Here is a 26,188-nt window from a genome sequence, read left to right as displayed (position 1 = left end):
ATAAAAAGATAAAGAAATAGAATGAAATCAGTTAAAAAGATATTTATACCAGTGTTAGTCGTCCTTTCTTTAGGGACGAGCTTCTGTATTGGTGCTTTAACCGCAGGACTAAATGATTGGTTTCAACCTTTGGTCAGCATGCAAATTTCAAATCAAAGTGGGCAAACCATCAGCACGCTCAAGCTATCCGTAAAAACAACTGCTGTTCAGCATGAAATATTTTTTCAGCCAATCGAAAATAAAAAAATAATAGAAACGCAGTTTTTCATACAGGGCGAAGGTGGATATCAGTTGGAAGCGACACTTGCGAATGGTCAAATCGTTTCTGGAGGTAGCGGCTATATCGAGTCGGGTTATACGGTGAAAGAGGTGGTTCGATCGAATGAAATAAGCAGCGACGTCTCCCATTAATCAAAAACGCTAGTTTTGCCTCTGATATTTATATTTTGCTTAAACTTTATACAAATAATTTGTTATCCCCTTGTTCCTGAATGTTTTATAAACAGGGAAAATGAATGAAATTCATGTTAAAATGATCGGCTTTCATTTTAGGGGTTAAAATACCACCAGCCCCGATAAATGTCTCTCCTTCATCTGCTAGCCGAGATTCGCAAGCTATGTCTACTGCCTATACCATGCAGACTGCGCCTAAAGCGCTGTTTGATTACGACAAATATTGGGCGTCGTGTTTTGAACCCGCACCATTTTTGCCGATGTCACGAGAAGAAATGGATCTACTCGGCTGGGATGCATGTGACTTTATTTTAGTTTGTGGCGATGCTTATATTGACCATCCATCTTTTGTATCAGGTGTGATTGGGCGTGTACTTGAAGCACAAGGCTTCCGTGTCGGAATCATTGCACAACCTGATTGGACCAATGTAGAGAGCTTCCGCGTTTTAGGTAAGCCAACCATTGCATGGGGTGTGACTGCAGGGAACATGGATTCGATGATTAACCGTTATACGGCTGATCGTAAAATCCGCTCTGATGATGCCTATTCACCAAATAATGAAGCGAATAAACGCCCAGACCGTGCAGCCACGGTTTACTGTCAGCGTTGCCGTGAAGCTTTCCCAGATGTTCCTGTATTACTTGGTGGGATTGAAGGCAGCTTACGTCGTATCGCGCATTATGACTATTGGTCAGACAAAGTTCGTCGTTCGATTTTGATGGATTCTAAAGCTGATTTGCTCATGTATGGCAATGGTGAGCGTGCCATTATCGACGTGATGCATCGTTTATCCAAAGGTGAAAAAGTTCACGAGATCACTGATGTTCGTGGTACTGCATTTATTATCAATAAACATAATAAAAAATCGAAAGCAAAATTCGTTGAAATCGCCAGTAACGATGTTGATACCATTGGCCGTGTTGATCAAATTATCAACCCTTATGTCATGACTGAAGACATTGACGGTTGTGAAGTTGAAAAAGAAAAAGGCAACTCACTGGCACAGTATCAGGACTTTCAAAAAGAATTTGTGGCAAATCCGATCGTACGTGAAGGCGACAATCTAGATCCAGATACACAGATCGTACAGCTGAAACCTGCACCATCAAAAGCAATTAAACATAAATTACCACCACGCGAATTGGCGGTAATCCGTTTACCTTCTTATGAAGAAGTGGCTGAGGATCAGGTACTCTATGCACATGCCAATCGTATTTTGCATCTAGAAACCAACCCTGGTAATGCGCGTGCATTGGTGCAACGTCATGGTGAGCGTGATGTTTGGATCAATCCACCGCCAATTCCTCTGACCACTGAGGAAATGGACTATGTGTTTGATTTGCCTTATGCGCGCTTACCGCATCCAGCTTATGGCAATGCGCGTTTTCCAGCATTTGATATGATCAAGTTCTCGGTCAATATTATGCGTGGTTGTTTTGGTGGTTGTACTTTCTGTTCGATTACCGAGCATGAAGGTCGTATTATCCAAAACCGTTCTGAAGATTCAATTTTACGTGAAATTGAAAAGATCCGTGATACTGCACCAAACTTTACCGGGATTATTTCGGATTTAGGTGGACCAACGGCAAACATGTACCGTTTGCATTGCCAAGATCCTGAAATTGAAAAGAATTGCCGTAAACCATCGTGTGTTTATCCCGGCGTTTGTCAGAACTTACATACCGATCATGCACCTTTGGTTCAGCTTTATCGTAAAGCTCGTGAAATCAAAGGGGTGAAGAAGATTCTGATTGGTTCAGGTCTACGTTATGACCTCGCTGTCTTAAACCCTGAATATGTCAAAGAATTGGTTCAGCACCATGTTGGTGGTTATCTAAAAATTGCGCCTGAGCATACCGAAAATGGCCCATTATCCAAGATGATGAAACCCGGTATCGGCACCTATGACCGTTTTAAACAGATGTTTGAGCGTTTCAGTAAGGAAGCAGGTAAGGAACAGTATTTAATTCCATACTTTATTGCCGCACATCCGGGTACTACCGATTACGACATGATGAATCTGGCGATTTGGTTGAAGAAAAATGGCTTCCGTGCCGATCAGGTACAGACCTTTTATCCATCGCCAATGGCAACGGCAACCACAATGTATTACTCAGGCAAAAACCCATTGTCTAAAGTGGCACGTTATACGGAAAATGTGGATATCGTGAAAGGCGAAAAGCGTCGTCGTCTGCATAAAGCATTCTTACGTTATCATGATCCAAACAACTGGCCTTTATTGCGTGAAGCCTTGAAAGAGATGGGGCGTGTAGATTTAATTGGAAACTCAAAGCAGCATTTGATTCCAACTTATCAGCCACAAGGTACAGCTGAAGGTGAATATAAATCGGCACGTAAAAAGAATTCATCTGTTGCAGGGGATTCTGCAAAGCGTGGTCAGGGTCAGTCTCGGTCACAGTCAGGTCAACAGCGTCCGCAAAAAGGACAGCTATTGACGCAACATAATGGTTTACCACCACGTGAAACTGGTGAGAAAAGACCGTTTTCAGGAAAGCCAAAGTCTAAAACCAAAGCACATCGTTAATTGAGTATTTAAGAAGGCATGAGAGCGTTCATGCCTTCTTTTTTATGCCTAATTGTCATATGATCACAATTTGATCGCAAAACTATCGCCCATAGAAACATAAACTGACAATAACGACTTGAATCTTGGCAAACGAATGATTATAAATAAAGTGCAGAGGGTTATTACGACTTTGGTCGTCTAGGAAAACACGATTAAAAAACTTAAGTTTGCACTGCAAAATGACTTTGCTATCGATGTTCTTGATTAAAAAAATTGGCATCAAGCCAAAATGATTATAAAAAATCTAAAGGGATTAGTTAGAAATGTATTATTTTATAACAACAGTTGGGTTGCTGTTAATCACAGCACTTGCACTTCGTCGCTTACAACAAAATAGGCGTCAGGACAGTCCATTAAAACGCCGTGGTATTTTGAATATTGCGGAGCAAATTACCTTGATGCGTTTACAAGCTGTATTACCACGTCATACCGTATTGGCACATGTGTCTTTTGATGCTTTACTGACCACTAAATTTGCGCACACACGCCGTAAGTATCAAGGTTTGGTCGCAGACTTCGTCATTTTAGATCAGCAGCATCAAGTGCTTGCGATTATTGAGATCGCAGACGAGTCTTATGTGAACCGCCTACATCAAAAACATTATCAAGATAGTTTGCTTGAATTGGCAGGCTATCGTGTACTGCGTTATAGCAGTATTCCGACTGAACAGGAGCTCAGAGAAGATTTAGTGCCTGATTTGTTTGAGCCTACCGCTATTTCAGCGGCAGGTACGTCAGCATCGATGTCGATGCCTAAAGCAGATCGAATGATGAAATATAATGAATTCGCATTTAAATCTTATTAATCTGGGCGAACAGCGGTTACCGTCATTTCAACCAAAACATGAGGGGTGTAGAGTTTAGATTCTACACAGGTACGTGCTGGGGGATGTCCTTCAGCAATCCATGCATCCCAGACCGCATTCATGGCTGCGTAATCTTTTTCAATGTCTTTTAAAAAGATCAGTACAGATAAAATATGGGTTTTATCTGTACCTGCTTCTGCCAATAAACGATCAATATTGTCTAGAGTTTGCTGTGTCTGTGCCGTTACATCAACGCTGGTATCATCCGCCAATTGGCCTGCTAAATGAACAAGATTTCCCGCAATGGCAACTTCGCAATAACGTGATGTGACATGAAGGCGTTGCACAGACATAGTGATTCCCTAATCGAAAAAGTAGAGTCGCAATTGTACTTGATGCAATTCGGCAGCAATGTAATTTTCTATAAATCAGGCTAAAAAAGTTTCTATTCCCATTAAGTTGCGCTGTTGGAAAAATAGAATACAGCGCTGTTGTGGGCAGATAATGATATTTCCCAGATTCAGAAACTGAATTTTAGCCTGTCTTAATTGATTCAGGCAGTTTGCAATAGAACTCTGTGCTGGACAAAGTTGTTTGAGTTGGCTCAAGGCTGAATAGGCTGTCTGATTCATGGTTTTATTCCTTATTAATGCAGTGAAAAGGGACGAAGCCATCGCTTCGCCCCTATGTATTTTTATTGGCTTTGTTGTTCGGATTGATACCAATTGACATGACGGGTGATGAACATGACACAGGCAATCAGAATAAAGGACAGGATCGAACCGAATAAGAAGGTTTTACCACTGGATTGCAGTAATAGATACATCATGCCGTAGAGCACACCGAGTAAAATCCCAAATAACAGCGCAGGCTTAATCCCTTTGACCACAAAATATAAATACCATGTGATGAGACCGACACAAGCGATTGCTGCCGCTAGATAGGCGAGTGCAAAGGCGTAATATTCACTGATCGAAAGTAACAACACGAAGAACACACCTTGTGCCATCGCAACCAAGGCATATTGCACAGGATGGATTTTGAGTTGTTTTAAAACCTCAAACAGGAAGAAGCAACCAAAGGTAATGATGATCACCATCACACCGTATTTAATGGCACGATCGGTTTGGGTATAGATATTGACAGGCTCTAGGAATTGAGTCGAAATGCCTGAAATATTTGAGGGTGTACGGCTATCATAAGCGGCTTCTGCTGCTGCATTTTGTGCGTTTAGGACCTGATAAAAGCATTGGCTATTTTCGCACAATGACACATTTTCCAAATTGCGTTTGCCCAATGCAATATTTTTCCAGTCTGCTTGGAATTGATGTTTTTCACTGGATTTTTTGAATGGAAGACTTTGCCCATCGTATTTGACATCGCCCCAGTTGCCTTTGGCCTGATAGGTCATTTCATAACTGGTGGGAATAAAACTGAATTCACTGAGTCCTTCAAGTTCAAATTCTAGGTCGAATTTAAACCCTTGCTGAAATTTTTGTACCAGTTCAGGGTATTGCTTCGCCGTCAGATGCATCAGGTCAAAACCACGTTGTCCTTGGCTTTGCTCAGAAAAGTCGAACTTATAGGCCTTACCATCAATATTGAAGATCGGTTTGGCATTCAGCCCACGTGCATCTTGGATCGGAAAAATAATTTCAGCCTGTTCCCAAAGGTAATCACGTTTTGACTCGTTCTCGATGGCCTTAAATGTGCCTTTGCCAGACATCGAATTTTGATAGCTAATCGCTTTATAGATATTACGCTTATAAGTACTGTCCGAAACTTTAAATTGTGCATTCCAGTTGGTCGTTTCCGCTCCTACCGCGATAAATAGGGTTTGTGTACAGGGATAACTTTTTTTCTGTTCATCGTTACAGGTGGTTTGCACTTGGTAGGGCAGTTTTAAATAAGGCGCAACGATTTGTTGTGGACGAATTTGTTCGTTGGCAATGTCATGAATGACTTGTTGTTGATAGCTTTGACGTTCAGAGACTAAGCCCGAAATAAAAAATAAACCGATATAAAAAATTAAAATCAGGAACAAAATGGCTCCGATTTTAAGGTTGATAAAATTGCGACGCATATGAAATTCCATGGTCATTAGGATATGACCAGTATCTACATGCGATATGCGCTTCGGATGAGTTCGGTTTGAAGCTTAGATGAAGTTTGTGTGAAGTGTGAGGGTCAAGAGCACACCAGATTGATGGGTTGCTAAGAAGTCGAGGCGATTCGCTTCAATATTCTGGATGCTAATCTGACCTTGATGCTGCTGAATAATCTGTTTGACGATACTGAGCCCAATGCCGGTACTGCGTTGCTGATTATGCGGACGCGGTAGAGAAAAATAGGTTTCAAATACGCGGTTTAAGGCGTACTCAGGAATTGCATCGCCCTCATTAAAAAACAGCAGGGTGATGTTGTGATGGCTTGGGTCTTGCTGAAGTTGAACTGCGATTTTACCTTGTGGTGGGCAGAAGTCTCTGGCGTTATCTAAGAGATTATTCAATGCCTGTTTCAGCCAAAACGGATCGGCGTGGATCAAGCTGTGTTCGGGCAGATCAAGTTGAATCTGGATTTGTTTCAGTTGCAGCACACTTTGCTGTTGCTGAAAACATTGTTGAATCAGGTGATTCAGATCGACCGATTGAAATTCTAAAACATGCTGATTTTTTTCAAGTCGTGTTAATAACAACATTCGTTCAATCAGGGACTGTAAACGTTGGCTTTGTTCAACAATATGTAGCGCAAATTGTTGCTGATCGACCAGTGGTAAATCATCTTGTAGTAATTCAGCGCTGGCTTGAATCGCAGTGAGCGGGCTTTTGAGTTCATGGGTGAGTGTATTGACATAGTTTTCGACATAGCCACGATCTTCCAGTTTTTCCCGCATTTCGCTCAGTGCTTGAGTCACTTGATTGAGTTCTTTGGCGGAATAAAAGAAAGGTGCTTGATTCACGGGTGCCAAGGCCTGTGCATAGCGTCGGACGCGATCAATACTATGTCTTAGCCAATACGCCACCATACTGGCCAAGAGCAGGCTGAGTGCCGCAATCCAGAGGGCTTGATAAATCAGTTGCTGCTCAGCACGTTCGATATAGGGTTGTACCGACTGATTTGGTTTGCCAATACTGACTACACCGAGCAATTGTTGTTGGTAAATAATTGGTGCTGCAATATGCATGACACTACTGTTGCGATCATAGGGATTGGTTGCAGTTGAGCGTGCGCCGTATTTACCACGCAGTGTTAAGTAGACATCATTCCATTTGGAATAGTCTTGCCCCACAGCTTGTCCTTCGGAGTCGTAGATCACGATGCCTTGGGGATCGGTAATGTACAGTTGTTGATTAATTTGCTCTTTGCGATGCTGCCAAATGGTGGCATTCAGTTGACGAGATAAAGCTGCCTGGATTTTTTGGTCAAATTCAGGGGTATCGACCTGATGTTGATAGACATCTTCTGCAATCAATTGGGCAATGATATTGGCGTTTTCAGCGAGGGTATCTTCAACCACCTGCCGTACATTGGGTTTTACTTGTTGGGTCAGGGTATAAGCGATAAAACCTAGACTCAATACCACCACCAAGCTAAAGAAAAACCAGATACGGACAAAGATCGACATGCTTTAGCTCAACTTCATCAAACTATAGCCAAAACCACGATGGGTCCGAATCGGGTCATCATGTGGGGTAATCTGTTTGAGCTTTTGCCTTAAACTTTTGACATGGGTATCGACAGTACGTTCCAAACTATGCTCTGGATGTTCCCAAATATGATCCATTAATTGTTGGCGACTGAATACTTGTTCAGAATGCTGAATCAGTAAAAATAACAAGCGATATTCATAGCGAGTCAGTTGTAGCGGCTGACCATGATAATGAATTTGCAAGGACTGTGGGTGACATGACCAAGTTGCCGATTGCACAATAACTTCAGTTTCCGTCGTTACTGCAGAGGCTGTAACAGACTGAGTTTGAATTTCCATTCTGCGCCAAATCGCTTTGATTCTGGCGACAATTTCTCGTGCACTAAAAGGTTTACTGCAATAATCATCTGCACCAATTTCGAGGCCGACCACCCGATCAATTTCATCATCACGTGCAGTTAAAAATAACAATGGTGTTTGATCTTTCTGACGCAGTTGTTTACAGACTTCAAACCCGTTCAAATCCGGTAGTCCGACATCTAAAATAATGAAGTCAAAAGATTGTTGCGCCAGTAATTGTAATGCTTGTGTGCCAGTATTGGCCCAACTGACTGACCAGCCTTCACGCTCAAGCGCATAACGCAGGGGCAAGACGATTGCGGCTTCATCTTCAACACAGAGGATTTGTTTTTGCTTCATAAGGCATGTACATACAGAATTTTCTAGTTTTATCTACCGAGTTTAACTGAAGTCATGACCGTGCGTAGTGGGAAATATGCAATTTTTTTATAGGAAGAAGGGGATAGAGAAAGAAGACCTGAAGTGCCCTGTAATCTTCGGATTTGATCGTCACGCCAACCACAGGAGCAGATGCTAAAAGCGAGGTTTTCTTTAGCAAAGCAAATAACAAGGATAATGTTACTGCGTTGCTTAGAGTACTGAAAACTGGATAAAAAGCAAACATAAATTTTAGTCAGCGTTGTATTGTTGTGCAAAAAAGCAGCATCACCATAAAGAAAGTTGTGATTCTTCTTCTAGAGTCTGTAACTGATATACACCGACGCCAACCAGACGGAATTGGAATTCTGGGTCAATATGCATTTCATCTAGCAGTTGTAACAGCACTTGGGCTAAATCCTGTTGCGATTGTAGCGCTTGTTTAAAGCTCTTACTATGCTGTAATACTTGGAAATTCTTAAGCTTGAGTTTTACAGTCACACCGCGAGCCGTTAGCTGTTTTTTATTTAAACTACGCCAGACTTGCTCGGTCAATGGCTGCCACGCATGGCTGCATTGAGCAAGAGTGTAATCATCATCAAAGGTAATTTCCTTGGAAATCTGTTGGCGTTCCCGTTCTGCTTTGACTGGTCGATGATCAATGCCTTGCGCATATAAATACAGCTGTTTGCCGTATTTGCCAAAATGATGAATCAGCACATTTTCGTCGATTTTTTGCAGATCGCCCAAGGTATGTAAATTCAGTTGCTGCAGTCGTTCTTGGGTGACTTTACCCACCCCAGGAATTTTATTCAAAGCCAAATCTTGAATAAAGCGCAGCACCTGATTCGGTTTAATCACAAATAAACCATTGGGTTTGTTCCAATCCGAGGCAATCTTGGCTAGGAACTTATTTGGTGCTACGCCCGCTGAGGCGGTCAGTCCTGTGACCGCAAAAATATCAGCACGGATTTGTGCTGCGACTTCGGTGGCACTGGCGATATTCTTTAAGTTCTCAGTCACGTCCAGATAAGCTTCATCTAAAGACAGCGGTTCAATCAAGGGGGTGTATTGCTGAAAAATCTGATGAATTTGCGCTGAAACTTCGCGGTATTTTTCAAAATTAGGTTCAATCACGATGACTTGCGGACAGAGTTTTTTGGCTTGTCCCATCGACATGGCAGAACGGAGTCCAAAGACACGGGCAGGGTAAGACGCTGCGGCAATGACAGCTCTTGGATGATGAGAGGAAATCACCACAGGTAAATCTTTTAGATCTGGGCGATCTTTGAGTTCGACTGAGGCATAAAAGGCATCCATGTCAATATGGATGATTTTGCGTAACTCATTTGGCATCATCAATGCCTTGTGCTTTTAAAAAAATCCGCCATTGTTTTGGGGATTCTGCATAAACATTTAAATCCACGGCTTTGGGAACACCGTCGATTTTGCCTTGGCTGCTATGCTGCCAAAACAGCCATTGTCGACCGTCTTTGAGCTCAGGTTTACCTTCATAGTCTCTGACCCATAAAGGAGTGTTGTTAAAGTTCCCCATCAGCACAATATGGTAAAAGCTCTTTGAAATATAAAAAATCGGTTGTTTACCATAATGCTGTTGCAGTTGGTCATGCATGATCTGAATTTCTTTGATGAGCTGCTCTTTGGTATAAGTGTTGATGCAGTTGCTGTCATATTCCAAATCAATCACAGGTGGCAGGGCATCGGCTTTTTTCGGAACGGTCGCAATAAAATTTTCGGCTTGTATAGCCCCATCACGACACAGCCGATAAAAATGATAAGCACCGACATGTAGGCCACGTTCACGTGCTTTGAGCCAGTTTTCCTGAAAGTTACGATCTTTAAAATCACCGCCTTCGGTTGCTTTGAGATAGACGAATTGGTATTGCATAGGTGAGATTTTTTTCCAGTTAATCTCGCCTTGATGATGAGACACATCAAAGCCGCGAATGGAATAATCCTGTGCCGAGGCTTTCTGTTGATAGAACAAACCAAAATAGCTGACCACACCCAACATGACCGCTAAACCGATACTGGCGTAAGTCGGATAATGTTGAGTTGATGGAAGTTTTGCAGATTTTTTTGCCATATCGTTTGTGTTATGCGGTGCCTAAGTAATAACGCGCTTGCTCATGAGTGAATTGTACAGGTTTTGCTTTGTGAAACGTTATCTGAGCCTACAATTGTGCCACACATTTGCATGCTGCATGGTGTCCCATTTTAGCAATTTTCTGGGCATCTTTTAATCTGTGGTTTCTTTAGGAATTTGCCAAAACACTAAGGCGGTAATGATATTAATACAGCCGAGAGTGATCAAAGTGGCGTGGAAGGCAGTGCTAATCGAGGCACTGGAAAACTGTTGCCCAAACAGATTAATTAACGTTCCGGCCAAAGCCACCCCGATACTCATGGAGAGCATCATAATCATTGACAAGAAGCTATTGCCACTACTGGCGTCCTGTTGTGGTAAATCTTTCAAGGTCAGGGTATTCATGCCAACAAATTGTAGCGAGTTCAACGTACCAAAGATAAACAGGTGCAGGACTTTCAACCATAAAGGTGTAGCGACGGTCATCAGTGAAAAACTGGCAATGCATAAGCCAACCAAAACCGTATTGGTGAGTAGAAAACGACGATAACCGACCCGTTGGATCAGTGGACGTACGATGGGCTTGGAAAATAATGAACCGAGTACCATTGGAATCATCATTAAACCGGTATAGAAAGGTTCAAAGCCAAAAGCAACTTGTAGCATCAGCGGTAAAATGAAGGGAATCGCATTACTACCGAGGCGGGCAAAGAAATTGCCCAGTACCCCAATTGAAAAGATTTTGTAGCGAAATAAGCGACCATGAAACAGGGCGTTTTGATGTGTATGTGCATGGTAGGCATAAGCGGTGGCTGCCAACAGCCCCGAAATCAATAAAACCACACTGATCCAGCGGGAATATTGCGATGCAGCAATATTCTCAATGCCTAAAGACAAGCCCACCATCGCCACCATCAATAGGATAAAACCGCTTAAATCGAAAGATTTAACGCTTGGCTCTTTTTGGTTCGGCATGACTTTGAAGGTCATGATCATGCCGAGTACACCCATCGGCAGATTAATTAGGAAAATCCAGTGCCAGGTTGTTACTTCGACGAGCCAACCACCTAAAGTCGGTCCCATCAACGGGCCAATCAGACCCGCAAGGCTCATCAGGCTCATGGCAGACAGAAATTGGGAGCGTGGGATCAGTTTTAACAGTGCCAAGCGCCCCACGGGCATGAGCAAGGCACCACCAACACCTTGAATGACGCGGAAAAATAACAATTGTTCTAGGTTTTGTGACAAGCCACAGCCCAGCGAGGCCAAGCTGAAAATCACCATGGAACTCAGATAAATATTACGGATGCCAAAACGATCGGCCAACCAGCCACTGAGCGGAATACACGCCGCAACCGACAGCACATAGGCCACAATGACGCCATGCATTTGCAGGGGATTTTCATTGAGTTGTACTGCCATGGCAGGAATTGCCGTGTTGACGATGGTGGTGTCCAAGGCTTGCATAAAAAAGCCAATCGAGACCAAGAGCACCAACATTCGGAATTCAGGCTGTACCGCTTGATGTGTTGTCGTTGTCATGAGCCATGATGCATAAAAAGGCAGTTTTAGTTTAATGCAACTGTGTGTGAAATAAAGCCTAAAATTGTCAAAGAGTGGTCATGAAACTGACATTAAAGTGTCATCGAATTTGCATCACCAAATACTAGATTAGCCATACAGAATAAATTGTATGGAATTTGATCATGAAATTTAAGATTTCAGTATTACTGACCGCGTTACTGTCGGTGGGGTTAGTGGCGTGTAATGATGACAACGACAATGACAACGCAAACACCCCAGCAGAAGTGGTTGAAGCAACCCCTGAAACGATTAAGTTAAGTTTATTAGGGCGTTATGAAACCAATGTTTTCGCCAAAAGTGCTGCTGAAATTCCGGCGTATGATGCTGCAAGCAAACGTCTATTTGTGGTTAATGCCCAGAAGGGTTTAGTCGATGTTCTAGATGCTTCTAAGCCTGAAAAACCCGTCCATCTTGCAGAACTTTCTGCCCGTACCTATTTAGCCAATTCGGAAGTGAACAGCGTTGCGGTTAAAAATGGCATTGTTGCAATTGCGGTTCAAGCTGAGAAGAAAACCGATACAGGGATAGTGGTGTTCTTTAATGCCAAGGACTTAAGTTTTATCAGTAAAGTTGCTGTGGGTTCTTTGCCGGATATGTTGACTTTTAGTCCAGACGGTAAAACTGTTTTGGTGGCCAATGAAGGTGAGCCAAACGATGACTACTCGGTTGATCCTGAAGGTTCAGTCAGCATTATCGATATCAGCAATATTCAACAACCCAAAGCCAGTGCAGCAGACTTTAAGGCGTGGAATTCACAAAAGGCGGATTTAATCGCCAAAGGTGTACGTATTTTTGGACCAAATGCGAGTGTGGCTCAGGATCTAGAGCCTGAATATATAACTATTTCTGCAGACAGCAAAACTGCGTGGGTGACATTGCAGGAAAATAATGCGATTGCTCGGATTGATATTGCACAGCAGAAAGTCACTGATATTTATCCATTGGGCTATAAAGATCATGGGCAAATTGGCAATGAGCTGGATGTCAGTGATAAAGACAAAAAGATTGATATCAAGACTTGGGCAGGCTTGGTTGGGATGTATCAACCTGATTCGATTGCCAATTATCAAGCCAATGGTCAAACCTATCTGGTTACTGCCAATGAAGGCGATAGCCGTGAATGGTTGAAGGATTCCAAAGCCTATTATGCGGGCGATGTTAGTAAAGGTTTTGTTGAAAATATTCGGATGAAGCATCTGTTTAACAGCAAAGGCTTTAATAAGGATGGCGATTATCCAGCACATTTACAACAACTGGCTGCTGGGGTGAAAGGGGCGAAACTCAATCCAGTGACCTTTGCGTATTGTGGAGCAACTACGACAACTGTGGGTGCATGCCGTGATGATGCAGCATTGGGTCGTCTCAATATTGCGTGGAATATGGGTTATCAAACCAATGCAGATGGTTCAGCAAAACTGGATGCCAATGGTTTGCTCACTTATGACAAGCTCTATGCTTATGGCGCGCGTTCATTCAGTATCTGGAATACTCAAGGTCAGTTAGTTTGGGATTCAGGCAGCGAGTTTGAAAAGAAAACCGCTGAATTGTTCCCGAACTATTTTAATAGTGACCACGAATCAGTAGCCTTTGATGACCGTAGTGATAATAAAGGTCCTGAGCCTGAGGGTGTTGCTATCGGCACGATTGGCAAGAAAACTTTTGCTTTTATTGGGTTAGAGCGGATGAGTGGAGTGATGGTCTATGACATCACCACACCAAATAAACCGAAGTTTATTGAATATTTTACCACGCGTAATTTTGTTGAAACCGATGCAGCAAAACAGGGAGATCTAGGGCCTGAAGGTTTGATCTTTATTGCTGCAAAAGACTCACCGAATGGCAAGCCTTTATTGGTGGTGGGGAATGAAGTTAGTGGTTCAACTGCGGTATATCAAGTGAATGTACAATAAGTTTTCAATAAAAAAAAGCGGATCCAAATGATCCGCTTTTTTTTATGGGTATGTTTTAGACTTCGATATGGCTGGGTGTGTTTAAGTTTTTAATCACACTTGAAATCTGTTCCAGTGTTTCACAAACAATCACTTTGGCACGATGCTGTGGTGGTAAAAAGCCTTCTTCTACCGCATGATCAAGCTGTGCAATCAGGGCATCATAAAAACGATTGACGTTATAGATGATCATCGGTTTCTGATGTTGATTGAGCTGCCCCCAAGTGGCAATTTCCAGAATCTCTTCAAAAGTTCCTAGACCACCAGGCAGGGCAATAAAGGCACTGGCACGTTCAGCCATCAGTGCCTTACGTTCATGCATGCTGTTGACGATATGTAGTTCGGTCAATTTATGGTGGGCAATTTCATAATCCAACATAAATTCTGGAATCACACCGACTACTTCGCCACTATGTTCCAGTACAGTATCCGCAACTTGCCCCATCAGACCAATGCTGGCACCGCCGTAGACAATACCAAAGCCTTGATTGGCAATATGTTGGGCAAGCTCAATGGCTTTGTCTCGGTAAATCGGCTTGTTGCCTGTACGCGAACCGCAATATAACGCAATAAGAGATTGAGTGGTTTTTATGGGAGGAGGAGTAATGGTTCTTGTCTCTGTCATTCTTAATACACTATTCATTCGTTTATTTTCACCTTATCATTTTCGTTGTGCTTGTCTAGGCTAAATCAGGTTTGTGACAGTTTTATGCACATTTTACATACAATCTACTTTTGTCGTGCTTCGAAAGAATTTGAAAACATCCTCAACATAAAAAAAGATGAATTTCACTGAAATCTTGCCTATACTAAAAATCCTTTTATTAATCTATGTACCTCTATGAGTAGTGGTTGTTGTCGCTCCGCATTGTTCTTATTTCCTAAAAAAAATGTTTTGGCTGTTTGTGCCGATCTTTTAAAATCTCAACTTCATAACAATATCGCTGATTTTGCAGAGGAGTCACCTCAATGATTCTGGAATGGATGTCAGATCCTGCTGCTTGGGTTGGCTTAGCCACATTGGTGGTGCTTGAAATTGTATTAGGTATTGATAACCTTGTTTTTATTGCAATTTTGGCAGAGAAATTACCACCAGAACAACGTAATGCTGCTCGTAAAATTGGTTTGATTCTCGCCTTGTTAATGCGCCTGATCTTGCTTGCCTCGATCGCATGGGTGGTGACATTAACCACACCGTTGTTCCATATTTTTGATCATCCTTTCTCTGGACGTGATTTGATTTTGCTGTTTGGTGGTGTGTTCTTGTTATTTAAAGGCACCATGGAGTTGCATGAACGAATTGAGGGTACACAAGCACATAAAGAAGAAAATCCAGTCCATGCCGTGTTCTGGATGGTTGTGGTGCAGATCGTGGTCCTTGATGCGGTATTCTCGCTCGACAGTGTGATCACCGCAGTGGGGATGGTGAAAGAGCTTTCGGTGATGATGATCGCGGTAACGATTGCGATTGGTATCATGCTATTGGCTTCACGCCCGCTGATGGACTTTGTGAATAAGCATCCAACCGTGGTGATCCTGTGTCTTGGTTTCCTGATGATGATTGGTTTCTCATTGGTGGTCGAAGGCTTCGGTTTCCATATTCCAAAAGGTTATTTATACGCTGCGATTGGTTTCTCGGTGTTGGTGGAAATGGTCAACCAAACCATGCGTCGTAACCAAGAGAAATTGGTCACTACCACTGATTTACGTTACCGTACTGCTTCAGCCGTACTGCGTATGCTTGGTAATAAGAGCAATGGTAACGAAGGTCAAAACAAAGAAGCTGAAGATGTGTTAGCGACACAGGCCTATGCCAAAGAAGTCTTTGATGAAGACAATGGGGTATATCATAGTGTCTTGGTTCAAGGGGTATTGGGTTTATCTGAGCGTCCAGTTAAGTCGGTGATGACACCACGTCCAGAGTTGGAATGGTTAGACTTGGATGACGATCCTACTGAGTTAAAAGAACGTTTAATGGCAATGACCCATTCACGTTTGATCATTGCGCGTGGTGAGTTAGACAATATCGAAGGGATTGTTCTCACCCATAAAGTATTGAATGAATACATCGAAACAGGTGCGATTGATTTCAGTAAACACTTACGCGAACCCGTGATTGTGCATGAAAATGCACAAGTACTGATGGTGATGGAACAGTTACGTCAAGCACCGTTGCAAATGGCGATTGTCCTGAACGAATATGGTTCGATTGAAGGAATTGCCACACCAATTGATATGCTGGAAGCAATTGCGGGTGAGTTCCCTGATGAAGATGAATTGGAAGCAACTGCGGAAAGTCTAGATGATGGTTCGATGTTGTTAGAAGGTTCAACCGACATACGTCACGTTTCTTTGTTGTTGGGCAAGGATTTGGTCGATGAAAGCGAAGAATACTCCACTTTGTCGGGCTATATCTTATTCCATCTTGGTCGTTTACCTGAAAATGGTGACATGATTGAGGTGGATGGTTATCGTTTTGAGGTGGTGACAATGGATGGGCACAAGATTGAAAAAGTGCGCATTATTGCGAAAGAGAAGACGACCGAGAAATAATTAAGTTTTAGCAAATAGCCTTTGAGTTTGGCCTTGTGGTACAAGGTTTTTCTCAGGGCTATTTTTATTTGAGAATCGGAAATGACATCATCACAAAATTGTCCATGTGGGCAGGGACAATATGCTGCGTGCTGTCAGCCTTTGCACTTAAAACAGCAGATCGCTCAAACTGCAGAGCAATTGATGCGCTCGCGTTATAGTGCTTTTGCCTTGCAGCAGATTGACTATATTTTGCAAACGACAGCCTTGGGGCAACAACTGGCTTTAGATCGGGCAGCGATTGCAGACTGGAGTCAATCGAACCAATGGCTCAAACTGGAAGTCGTGCAACATCAGCCCAAGCTAGATAAAACCCATGCACTGGTTGAATTTAAGGCACATTATCATGATGGCATGCAGGCCCATATTCATCATGAAATTTCACATTTTGTATTGCATCAACAGCAGTGGTATTTTCTTGACCCGACTCTGGATCTGCAAATCACCATGAAACAGCCCTGTATTTGTGGCTCGGGGAAAAAATTTAAACAATGTTGTGCGCAATTCATCTAAGTTTGTCTTAGAATAGCGCACACTTTTACGCCTGATTTAGGGATGTAGGCAGATGTTACTCACCGTAATTTATATTATTGCCATTACTGCGGAAGCGATGACAGGTGCATTATCCGCAGGTCGACGCAGTATGGACTGGTTTGGTGTGGTACTGATTGCCTGTGTCACGGCATTGGGTGGCGGCTCAGTGCGTGATGTACTGCTCGGGCATTATCCGCTCACGTGGGTGAAACATCCTGAATATTTGGTGCTGACCTGTATTGCTGCCTTTGTCACTATTATTATTGCCAAGTGGATGCGCCATCTGCGTAACATCTTCTTGGTGCTGGATGCTCTAGGGCTCATTGGTTTTACCATCATTGGTTGTCAAATTGCGTTATCCATGGGGCATGGTTTTGTGGTATCTGCGGTGGCAGGGGTGTTAACAGGCGTTTCGGGTGGTATTCTGCGCGATATTCTGTGTAATGACGTACCGTTGGTGTTCCGTCGTGAGTTATATGCCAGTATTTCCTTTGTTGCGGTAATTTGTTATTGGGTGTGCTTGGAAGTTGGTTTGCCACACGATCTCACTGTGATTTTTACTTTGGTCTTTGGCTTTACTTTACGTTTAATCGCGATTTATTTTGGTCTGGAAATGCCGAAATTTATCTATAAAGAAGATGATGCCGAGTCTGCTTCCTCCACAGATGAGCATTGAGACTAAAATGGATAGAGAGAAAATTGAGCAGATAAGAAAAGAACTCTCTATCCCACTTAAACACGCGATAAAACTTTTAAAAGAAAACCAAAATGATGTGTCTGCCGCAATAATTAATTTCCATACAGATAATATTGAAAAAGTGATTCAAGCAACTGAATGTCAAATCTCGGTCGCCCAAGATATCTATCAATGTTGTAATTTCGATGTTGAAAAGGCGATTAAAAAAATCCAGTCACTAGTTATGCTCCTTACAACACGTGAAAATCAACAAAAAATCAAGAATGAAATAGGTTTTATTCTTTGGGCTGAATCTGAAAGTCATAAAACCAGTTCAAATGATATTTTTATTCCAGTGCAGGATTTTGATTATATTTTAGATGCTTTTAGAGTCGCTTGTTCTGTAGACCAATTGGGCAATACTTTGTCGGGAGACAATTTTGATGTATGTGGATACAACTACCTAGATCATCATACATGTACCGTTATCTTGAATGAGATGCTAAAAATTCCTGCAAATAATTTAGCGATAGAAAAATTTTTAAAAGCTTTAATTAGTTGGTGGAGTGACCAGTTAAAGCGTGCTAAATATATTGTAGTTTATGGCAATTTATAATACATCTCATTAACTCTGGTTTATGAAGTCTTAGATGTTAAAAAGAATTAATATAAGTCCCTTTTCTTGTCATTCAATTGAGATTGATGGTTATATCCCCTTTGCTATTTATTTGAATGAGAAATCTCCAGATTTGTATTGGAGAGCTGGTAATTGTTCTACATCTTTAATTGAAATAGGGCTTTTAAAAACAGGTGAATTATCAACGATCAAACTTATTACTTATGATCCACAGATGATTATTCAAACGATAAAATCACCGGCATCTGTAGCTTTGAAAAAAACATTGCTCCCTGTCTTTGATGTTTCGTCTTGGGTGATAGATATGAACGATTTTTCCAGTCAGTTTAAAGATGCATTTGACACAGATTTTCAATTGCTGATTGGGCTGGATTACATTGAACTGGCATTTTCATCTATTAAAGAGAATACAATTGAATCTTTTCAAGGGTACCATTTTAGTTTGGGCTTTAATGATCATGATGAATTTGTTTCTTTGCAAATTTTAAATATTGATAAAAATAAAATGGCATTACTTAGAGAAAGTCTCAGATTAGATAAGTAAAAATCTTCTGTTTAGAACCTTATCCAATTACAAATTCTTCGAACAAGACACCATTTGACGTTTAAACAACAACAAGGGCTTGTCACAACGCCTTCATCCACATAGCATACAAAGCATTGACGATAATAAATGATTTTGGATGACTCGCTGAAATGACCAGCCTTGCACATCATGCAACAGAAAACCGTTCCGTAGCCGAATTCACTGAACAGGCTTACTTGAACTATGCCATGTACGTGATTATGGATCGTGCATTGCCCCATATCAGTGATGGTTTAAAGCCTGTACAGCGCCGTATTGTCTATGCGATGAGCGAGCTCGGCTTGAAATCGACAGGCAAACCGAAAAAATCGGCACGTACCGTGGGTGACGTACTCGGTAAATACCATCCACATGGTGACTCAGCCTGTTACGAAGCAATGGTGTTGATGGCACAGCCATTTAGCTATCGTTACCCATTGGTTGAAGGTCAAGGCAACTGGGGTTCACCTGATGACCCAAAATCATTCGCGGCAATGCGTTATACCGAAGCTAAACTTTCGGCTTATAGTGAGTTATTGCTGAGTGAGCTTGGACAGGGCACCAGTGAATGGCAGGATAACTTTGATGGTTCGATGAAAGAACCAATCACCTTACCTGCACGTATTCCCAATATTTTATTGAATGGTACCACGGGGATTGCTGTTGGGATGGCAACCGATATCCCGCCACATAACTTGCGTGAAGTGGTGAAAGGCACGATTGCGCTGATTCGTAACCCTGAAACCACCGATGAAAAATTAGCAGAATATATTCCTGCACCAGATTTACCGACCAAAGCAGAAATTATTACTCCGCCTGAAGAATTACTGAAAATTCAAACCACAGGTCGTGGTAGTTATCGTGTTCGAGCGGTGTATACGGTCGAGAAAAATGAAATCGTGATTAGCGAATTGCCCTATCAGGTTTCTGGTTCAAAGGTTGTGACTCAAATTGCCGATCAAATGATTGCCAAGAAGTTGCCACTGGTTGCCGATATTCGTGATGAATCTGATCATCGCAATCCAACCCGTTTGGTGATCGTGCTGCGTTCCAATCGTGTTGATGCAGAAACGGTGATGAGTCACTTATTTGCCACTACGGATTTAGAGTCAAGCTATCGTGTCAATTTGAACATGATTGGGGCCGACGGCCGACCACAAGTGAAATCGATTCGCCGAATCTTGTTAGAGTGGATTGAGATTCGTAAGCAAACCGTGACCCGTCGTTTGCAATATCATTTAACCAAAATTGAAAAGCGTTTACATATCTTGGCAGGTCTTTTAATTGCCTACTTGGATATTGATACCGTGATTCGGATTATTCGTGAAGAAGACCAGCCAAAACCTGTATTGATGCAGCATTTTGGCATTGATGAAATTCAAGCTGAAGCCATTTTAGAACTCAAGCTCCGCCATTTAGCCAAACTTGAAGAAATGGAAATTCGCCGTGAGCAAGAAGAACTGGAAGCTAAAGCCGCCATTATTCGTGAGCAATTGGCAAATCCAGAATCATTGAAAAATCTTATTATCGGTGAGTTAAAAGAAGACGCGAAAAAATTTGGTGATGATCGCCGTTCACCAATCGTTGCTCGTGCAGACGCGGTACAGATCAAAGAACAAGATTTAATGCCAGCCGAAGCGGTGACCGTGGTGTTGTCAGAAGCAGGTTGGGTCCGCGCTGCCAAAGGTGCGGAAGTAGATGCCGCTAATCTCAACTTCCGAGCGGGGGACCAGTACTTAAGTCATGCGGTAGGTAAAACCAATCAGCGGGTGTACTTCTTGGATGAAACAGGGCGTAGTTATGCCTTGCCAATTAGCAGCTTACCGTCGGCGCGTGGTTTAGGAGAACCGCTCAGTTCAAAACTGTCTCCAGCCAGTGGGGTTTCATTTATCCAAGTCTTTATTGATGACGATAATAGTGAGTTACTTGCAGTCAGTTCTAAAGGTTATGGTTTTAAAACCCAAGCTGCGCAATTGGATACCAATGCCAAAGCCGGTAAGGCGTTCTTGACGGTTGCAGATAAGGGAACGGCTTTGCCATTGCTGCCAATTCAGCAAGCAACCCACGTTGCAATTCTCAGCTCATCAGGACGCTTACTGATTATTGATTTAGCAGAACTTCCTGTTCTGAATAAAGGTAAAGGTAACAAGTTGATACAACTTGATGAAAAAGAGCAAATTTTATCCATGACAACCCTGAGTTTAGATGAAATAATCCAAGTCGCTGCAGGACAACAGCATCTCAAACTGAAAGGGGACGATCTCCAAAAATATCTAGGAAAAAGAGCAACAAAGGGGCAACTTTTACCACGCGGATATCAAAAAGCAAATAGACTCTTCATTCAGAGATAAGGCTAGTATTCTGTGATACAAATACGTTATATATGACAATGTATTCATATTGTTTGAATAGATTGACAGGGCAATTCAAAAAGTTAAAAAAAATGTTTTGTCATGGACGTAACGTTGTTACATTTTTAAGGATTACCACTCGGAGATAATGGCATTATGGAAAAGATTTGGTTTGCTGAATACCAAAAGACAGGAATTCCAGAAACAGTTGAACTGCCTGCTGAAAACACCTCACTTGTTGATATTTTTGAACGCAATTTCCAAAAATTTGGTTCACGTGATGCCTTTATCTTCATGGATAAAGTTTTAACGTTTAATGAATTAGAAGTCGCTAGCCGTAAATTCGCTGCTTATCTACAAAGCTTAGGTTTAGCTAAAGGATCACGTGTTGCGGTAATGATGCCGAACGTTTTCCAATACCCAGTGGTTGCTTTAGGTGTATTCCGTGCAGGTTTAGTGCTTGTAAACGTGAATCCACTGTACACAGCGCGTGAACTCGAGCATCAATTGAATGACTCTGGTGCTGAAGTGTTGGTGATCATTGAAAACTTTGCCAGCGTTTATCAAAGCATTATTGGTAAAACACCTGTGAAGCATGTTGTGGTAGCTTCTGTGGGTGATATGTTGGGTACATTAAAAGGTACTTTGGTCAACTTTGTTTTACGTAAAGTGCGTAAGCAAATTCCAGCGTGGAATATCCCTGAGCATACCAAATTTAATGCTGCATTAAACAAAGCCAATCCAAGCAACTATAAGCGTCCAAGTTTAACCTTAAGTGATACTGCGGTACTCCAATACACGGGTGGTACAACAGGTGTTTCTAAAGGTGCTGAATTGACGCATCGTAACCTTGTGGCAAACTTACTTCAGTGTGAAGCAATTTTCTCAAGCAAGTTTGGTGCTTCTGACAGCGCGAAAGGTGATCGCATTGTTTGTGCATTGCCGCTTTATCATATCTTTGCGTTCATGGTATGTGCGCTTTACGGTATGTACAAAGGCCAAGCGAATATCCTGATTCCAAACCCACGTGACTTGCCAGCAGTGGTTGGCGAATTACGTAAATACCAACCATCATTCTTCCCAGCAGTAAACACATTGTTTAATGCTTTAGTGAACAATGAAGAGTTCAAACAACTTGACCATAGCAATCTGAAGATGGCAATGGGCGGTGGTATGGCGGTATTACCTTCAACTGCGGCAGCATGGAAAAAGATCACTGGTACAACTATTATCGAAGGTTATGGTTTATCTGAGACTTCACCTGTTGCAACAGCAAACCCACCTGCTACAACTGAATTCAGTGGCACGATTGGTATTCCATTGCCATTAACAGAAGTTGCAATTTTGGATGATGACGGTAAAGAAGTTGCACTGGGTGAACAAGGTGAAATCTCGATCCGTGGCCCTCAAGTAATGAAAGGCTATTGGAACCGTGCAGATGAAACTGCCAAAGTGATGACTGCTGACAATTTCTTCCGTACGGGTGATATTGGTGTGATGGATTCACGTGGTTATGTGAAGATTGTTGACCGTAAGAAAGACATGATCTTGGTGTCTGGTTTTAACGTTTATCCAAGTGAAATTGAAGAAGTCATTGCCAAACATCCAAAAGTATTGGAAGTGGCTGCGATTGGCGTTCCAGATGAAAAATCAGGTGAAGTGCCAAAATTATTCATCGTGAAAAAAGATCCATCTTTAACCACTGAAGAAATTATTGCTTATGCAAAACAAAACCTAACAGGCTACAAGTGCCCACGTTATGTTGAGTTTATGGAAGAATTACCGAAATCTAACGTAGGTAAAATCTTACGTAAAGATTTACGTAAACCCGCTTAAGAATCCCACCTAACCTCCCTTTAAAAAAGGGAGGTACTGGAAAGGCGCCGCAATTGCGGCGCTTTTTTATTTGGATTTATTTATTGCTATTTGATTTCATTAACCAACGGTCGATATAAGGACGTCCGATTCCGACAATACAGACAAACACCACCATCGTTGCGAGTTGGAAACGTAAACGCGTTGGATCAATACCATTAAAGCTAAAATAATTATCAGCAATAGCATACAGCACAATCACTGCTAGCCAGTGCCACAGGGTCAATCGGTAAATGCCAACGGCATAAAAGGCAACTGTTAGAATTACAAATGTGCCCAAAGTTGACTGCCAATTTAGATTGGCGCAAATCACACTGAGTAGAAATGCCATGATTGGGAGCACAACCTTCAGCACACGATCAACTAAGAGTTGATGTTGTCGTTGCTGCGCCAAAACATCAAACATTTCTTTTTGATCTTGCTGCTGCATAGTTTGACCTTAAAACTGTATGAAAAAACACAACTTTTACACAAAAACGTGGTGTAAAAGAAACGCTTGTAGAACAAGCACAAATGAAAGTTCAATAAATTATAGATTATGATAGCATGATCAGAAGAACTTCAAATGATGGATGTCAGCATGCAAGGTATTAGCGGCATTATATTGATGATTATAGTCGCATGTTTGTTGCCGTATGTGTTTACCTTGATTGCAAAATCAAAAGGTGGTTTTCAAGCAAAAGATAATCAAAACCCGCGTGAGTTTTTAGCCAAAACCACTGGCTTGTCTGCACGAGCCAATGCTGTGCAACAAAATAGCTTTGAAAGTTTACCTTTGTTTATTGCTGCGATTTTGATGGCAGAATATATGGTCGTGCCAGAACGCTTTATTCTTACGCTGGGGTGGGCTTATATCGTATTCCGTGTGATTTATGGCATCTGTTATCTAGCCAATTTGGCAACTTTACGTTCAATCATTTGGTTTTTCTCTCTGCTTTGTCCAATTTTACTGTTCGTGATTACCATCAAAATGACTTAAGCGCAGCTGGATAGAAAATTCTCCAGCTGTTTGCATATCTAGCATCATTTTCATTGTATTCACGTTATAATCTGTCCGATTTACATCTGACTTCACAATATTAAACGAGTGTTGATATGAGTTATAGCAATATTCCTGCGGGTAAAGACGCACCTAATGACATTTATGTCATCATCGAAATTCCTGCAAATGCAGCGCCAATCAAATATGAAATCGATAAAGATTCAGATGCGTTATTTGTAGACCGTTTTATGGGTACAGCAATGTTCTACCCAGCAAACTACGGTTATGTACCAAATACATTGTCTGAAGATGGTGACCCATTAGACGTACTTGTTGTAACTCCACATCCTGTTGCTGCTGGTTCTGTGATTCGTTGTCGCCCAGTGGGCAAATTAAAAATGGAAGATGATGGTGGTATCGATGCGAAATTAATCGCTGTGCCACACGATAAATTATCTCCATTGTATAAAGATGTTCAAGAATATACAGATCTTCCGCCGTTATTGATCAGCCAAGTTGAGCATTTCTTTGCTCACTACAAAGATTTAGAGCCTGGTAAGTGGGTAAAAATCAGTGGTTGGGAAGGTGCTGACGTTGCGAAAGCTGAAGTACTTAAAGCAATCGAAGCTGCTAAAAAGTAACTTTGAATGCTTGACCAAGCTTTAGCTTTTAAAGCTTGGTCATAAAAAAACTCCATTCATTTGAATGGAGTTTTTTTATTGCTTGATCAACTGTGAATTAGAATAATTTCACAGGGATATCAAGCCAGATACGCCATTCGTTGGTATCACCAATGTAGGCATTTGTTTGGTAGTCATCACTCGCACGATAGTATGAGTGACGTAAGCGTAAGCTTGCATCTTTAGCAAAACCAGATTGAACAGTGTATTTCACTTGGTTAAAGAACTCACGTTCTTTGGCATTGTCAGTCAAGTTCTTAACTTTAATGTCCCAACCGTAAACATATGCAGTCGTCCAGCTTAAACCAGGAACACCATAACCACCAAAGTCTACGTTATATTGAAGTTGCGCAGATTTTTCACTGTTACCAATGAAGTCAGACAAGTAAGAGTTTGGCAAATAGATACTTTGTGCACCATCAGCATTCTCACCATAATCATAACCAGTATTGCCATTGTTTTGTTGGTAAGCCAACATCACACTATGCGGACCTGTGTTATAGGTGCTAGAAAGTGCCCAAATGGTGTTCTTACGATTAGACAAATCATCAGTTGTACTTGAATAAGTACTGCCTTTTTCATCCCACTTGGTGTGGTATGCGCTTAAGTCATAAGTCAAACCACTGTTTTTATCTAATGGCTGCTTATAGTTCACATTGATATAATGACGATCCAACTTATCTTTGCTGTCTAAGCCGAAATAAGCTGCATTTAAGTTGTCATCAAATTTGTATTTCGCACCCCAAACTACAGCACTATCAAGCTTTCGGCCATCGCGATTGATTTGATCAGAGTACTGATCCTTGGTGAATTTACCTGCCGTTAATTCTAAGCCATTAATTTCACGGCTTGTTGCCAAAACACCTTCAAAGTATTCAGGAACCAAACGCGTGGTATTACTTGCCAAGACAGGTAGATCTAAAATTTGTGTACCGTAAGTGACCGTCGTATTCGAGATACGGGCTTTAACAAAACCGCCACCACGTGCCCAGTGATCATAAGCCGAACCATCTGGACGTTTCGGAATCATACCGTTACCAGAATTGTTGTTTGAGCCTAATTTAAAAGAGCCGTCACCAATAACACCCGCACCAAAGCCAACTAAACCTTGAGTAAAACCAGTTTCCAGTTTCACCATTGCCGTCTGAGCATATGAGCTCGTGTCTTTGACACCATTCTTTTTGTCACGATTTAAATAACCAGTACGGAATAAAATATCCCCTTTGGCATCTTCAACAAGTCCTTTTGCTTCGCTTTGTTCGCTTGCATATGTTGAGGTAATTAACGCGGCATTAATCAAAACCGCTAAAGTAAGTTTATTTGCCTTTGGCATAGCTCGCCTCATTAAAAAAATAAATTTGGGATAGAACCGAAATTTTGACCAATTGTATAAGTTATGCATAAAAAAGATAGATTTTTATTAAAATAATTTAATTAATATTA

The 26,188-nt window shown here is 41.7% G+C and carries 24 protein-coding genes; 13 read left to right on the top strand and 11 right to left on the bottom strand.

Translation table 11 applies throughout. From position 1 onward, the window contains the following. Positions 1-21 precede the first annotated feature (21 nt). The 3 genes from F896_RS00080 to F896_RS00090 all read left to right on the top strand — a co-directional run bounded on the left by F896_RS00080 (position 22) and on the right by F896_RS00090 (position 3,847). Positions 22-411 carry a hypothetical protein gene (locus tag F896_RS00080; protein ID WP_016165259.1) on the top strand — a complete coding sequence of 130 codons (390 nt, stop codon included), beginning with the start codon at positions 22-24 and terminating at the stop codon, positions 409-411. 206 nt (positions 412-617) lie between these two features. Further along, positions 618-2,999 carry a YgiQ family radical SAM protein gene (locus tag F896_RS00085; protein ID WP_016165258.1) on the top strand — a complete coding sequence of 794 codons (2,382 nt, stop codon included), beginning with the start codon at positions 618-620 and terminating at the stop codon, positions 2,997-2,999. Between the two features lie 305 nt (positions 3,000-3,304). Beyond that, entirely contained in the window at positions 3,305-3,847 is a 543-nt protein-coding gene (locus F896_RS00090) for a DUF2726 domain-containing protein (RefSeq protein WP_016165257.1), read from the top strand. Here F896_RS00090 and F896_RS00095 read toward each other — a convergent pair. The 8 genes from F896_RS00095 to mdtD all read right to left on the bottom strand — a co-directional run bounded on the left by F896_RS00095 (position 3,844) and on the right by mdtD (position 11,862). After that, on the bottom strand, positions 3,844-4,200 hold the full coding sequence (locus F896_RS00095) for a RidA family protein (protein WP_016165256.1): 357 nt from the start codon (positions 4,198-4,200) through the stop codon (positions 3,844-3,846). The genes F896_RS00090 and F896_RS00095 overlap by 4 nt on opposite strands. Positions 4,201-4,275: 75 nt before the next feature. Then, positions 4,276-4,479, bottom strand: a complete 204-nt coding sequence (locus F896_RS00100) for a hypothetical protein (protein ID WP_016165255.1) — start codon at positions 4,477-4,479, stop codon at positions 4,276-4,278. Between the two features lie 62 nt (positions 4,480-4,541). Beyond that, positions 4,542-5,930, bottom strand: coding sequence for a cell envelope integrity protein CreD (gene creD, locus F896_RS00105; protein WP_016165254.1), 1,389 nt, complete (start codon positions 5,928-5,930; stop codon positions 4,542-4,544). A 75-nt stretch (positions 5,931-6,005) separates the two neighbouring features. Beyond that, a complete protein-coding gene (gene creC, locus F896_RS00110; RefSeq protein WP_016165253.1) occupies positions 6,006-7,472 on the bottom strand; it encodes a two-component system sensor histidine kinase CreC in 1,467 nt (488 codons plus the stop codon). Positions 7,473-7,475: 3 nt separating this feature from the next. Beyond that, positions 7,476-8,195, bottom strand: coding sequence for a two-component system response regulator CreB (gene creB / locus F896_RS00115; RefSeq protein ID WP_016165252.1), 720 nt, complete (start codon positions 8,193-8,195; stop codon positions 7,476-7,478). A 306-nt stretch (positions 8,196-8,501) separates the two neighbouring features. Further along, the gene (dinB, locus tag F896_RS00120) at positions 8,502-9,569 is read right to left on the bottom strand and encodes a DNA polymerase IV (protein ID WP_032882591.1); all 1,068 of its coding nucleotides are present in this window, start codon (positions 9,567-9,569) and stop codon (positions 8,502-8,504) included. Continuing rightward, positions 9,559-10,320, bottom strand: a complete 762-nt coding sequence (locus tag F896_RS00125; protein ID WP_016165250.1) for a glycoside hydrolase family 25 protein — start codon at positions 10,318-10,320, stop codon at positions 9,559-9,561. Before F896_RS00125 ends, dinB begins: the two co-directional genes overlap by 11 nt. A 153-nt stretch (positions 10,321-10,473) precedes the next feature. Beyond that, positions 10,474-11,862 (bottom strand): multidrug transporter subunit MdtD, encoded by a 1,389-nt coding sequence (gene mdtD, locus F896_RS00130; protein ID WP_016165249.1) that lies wholly within the window; start codon positions 11,860-11,862, stop codon positions 10,474-10,476. A 164-nt stretch (positions 11,863-12,026) separates the two neighbouring features. Between mdtD and F896_RS00135 the strand changes: the two genes are divergently transcribed. Beyond that, entirely contained in the window at positions 12,027-13,814 is a 1,788-nt protein-coding gene (locus F896_RS00135; protein ID WP_016165248.1) for a choice-of-anchor I family protein, read from the top strand. A 55-nt stretch (positions 13,815-13,869) separates the two neighbouring features. Here F896_RS00135 and F896_RS00140 read toward each other — a convergent pair whose 3' ends face one another. Continuing rightward, a complete protein-coding gene (locus F896_RS00140) occupies positions 13,870-14,496 on the bottom strand; it encodes an LOG family protein (RefSeq protein WP_016165247.1) in 627 nt (208 codons plus the stop codon). Between the two features lie 326 nt (positions 14,497-14,822). On the opposite strand from F896_RS00140, the gene F896_RS00145 reads away from it, so the two are divergent. The 7 genes from F896_RS00145 (at position 14,823) to F896_RS00175 (ending at position 23,044) form a co-directional block, all read left to right on the top strand. Further along, complete coding sequence (locus F896_RS00145; protein ID WP_016165246.1) at positions 14,823-16,406, top strand: TerC family protein; 1,584 nt, start codon at positions 14,823-14,825, stop codon at positions 16,404-16,406. Positions 16,407-16,487: 81 nt separating this feature from the next. Then, positions 16,488-16,958, top strand: coding sequence for a YchJ family protein (locus F896_RS00150; RefSeq protein WP_016165245.1), 471 nt, complete (start codon positions 16,488-16,490; stop codon positions 16,956-16,958). Positions 16,959-17,010: 52 nt separating this feature from the next. Continuing rightward, complete coding sequence (locus F896_RS00155; protein WP_004802075.1) at positions 17,011-17,655, top strand: trimeric intracellular cation channel family protein; 645 nt, start codon at positions 17,011-17,013, stop codon at positions 17,653-17,655. A gap of 7 nt (positions 17,656-17,662) precedes the next feature. Then, entirely contained in the window at positions 17,663-18,271 is a 609-nt protein-coding gene (locus F896_RS00160) for a hypothetical protein (RefSeq protein WP_016165244.1), read from the top strand. A 34-nt stretch (positions 18,272-18,305) separates the two neighbouring features. After that, entirely contained in the window at positions 18,306-18,836 is a 531-nt protein-coding gene (locus F896_RS00165) for a hypothetical protein (RefSeq protein ID WP_016165243.1), read from the top strand. A 152-nt stretch (positions 18,837-18,988) separates the two neighbouring features. Continuing rightward, positions 18,989-21,208: a DNA topoisomerase IV subunit A gene (gene parC / locus F896_RS00170; RefSeq protein WP_016165242.1), complete on the top strand. Its 2,220-nt coding sequence runs from the start codon at positions 18,989-18,991 to the stop codon at positions 21,206-21,208. A gap of 156 nt (positions 21,209-21,364) precedes the next feature. Then, complete coding sequence (locus F896_RS00175) at positions 21,365-23,044, top strand: long-chain-fatty-acid--CoA ligase (protein ID WP_016165241.1); 1,680 nt, start codon at positions 21,365-21,367, stop codon at positions 23,042-23,044. 76 nt (positions 23,045-23,120) lie between these two features. Here the strand turns inward: F896_RS00175 and F896_RS00180 are convergent, their stop codons facing one another. Next, a complete protein-coding gene (locus tag F896_RS00180) occupies positions 23,121-23,513 on the bottom strand; it encodes a hypothetical protein (RefSeq protein ID WP_016165240.1) in 393 nt (130 codons plus the stop codon). A gap of 150 nt (positions 23,514-23,663) precedes the next feature. On the opposite strand from F896_RS00180, the gene F896_RS00185 reads away from it, so the two are divergent. Continuing rightward, complete coding sequence (locus F896_RS00185; RefSeq protein WP_004802081.1) at positions 23,664-24,062, top strand: MAPEG family protein; 399 nt, start codon at positions 23,664-23,666, stop codon at positions 24,060-24,062. Positions 24,063-24,178: 116 nt separating this feature from the next. Further along, a complete protein-coding gene (ppa, locus tag F896_RS00190) occupies positions 24,179-24,706 on the top strand; it encodes an inorganic diphosphatase (RefSeq protein WP_016165239.1) in 528 nt (175 codons plus the stop codon). Between the two features lie 97 nt (positions 24,707-24,803). Here ppa and F896_RS00195 read toward each other — a convergent pair whose 3' ends face one another. After that, complete coding sequence (locus F896_RS00195; RefSeq protein WP_016165238.1) at positions 24,804-26,078, bottom strand: OprD family outer membrane porin; 1,275 nt, start codon at positions 26,076-26,078, stop codon at positions 24,804-24,806. Positions 26,079-26,188 lie beyond the last annotated feature (110 nt).

The sequence above is a fragment of the Acinetobacter genomosp. 15BJ genome (assembly GCF_000400715.1).
GTDB lineage: Bacteria > Pseudomonadota > Gammaproteobacteria > Pseudomonadales > Moraxellaceae > Acinetobacter.
The sequence above is the reverse complement of the archived record's forward strand: the minus strand, read 5'-3'. Positions and strand labels throughout refer to the sequence as shown.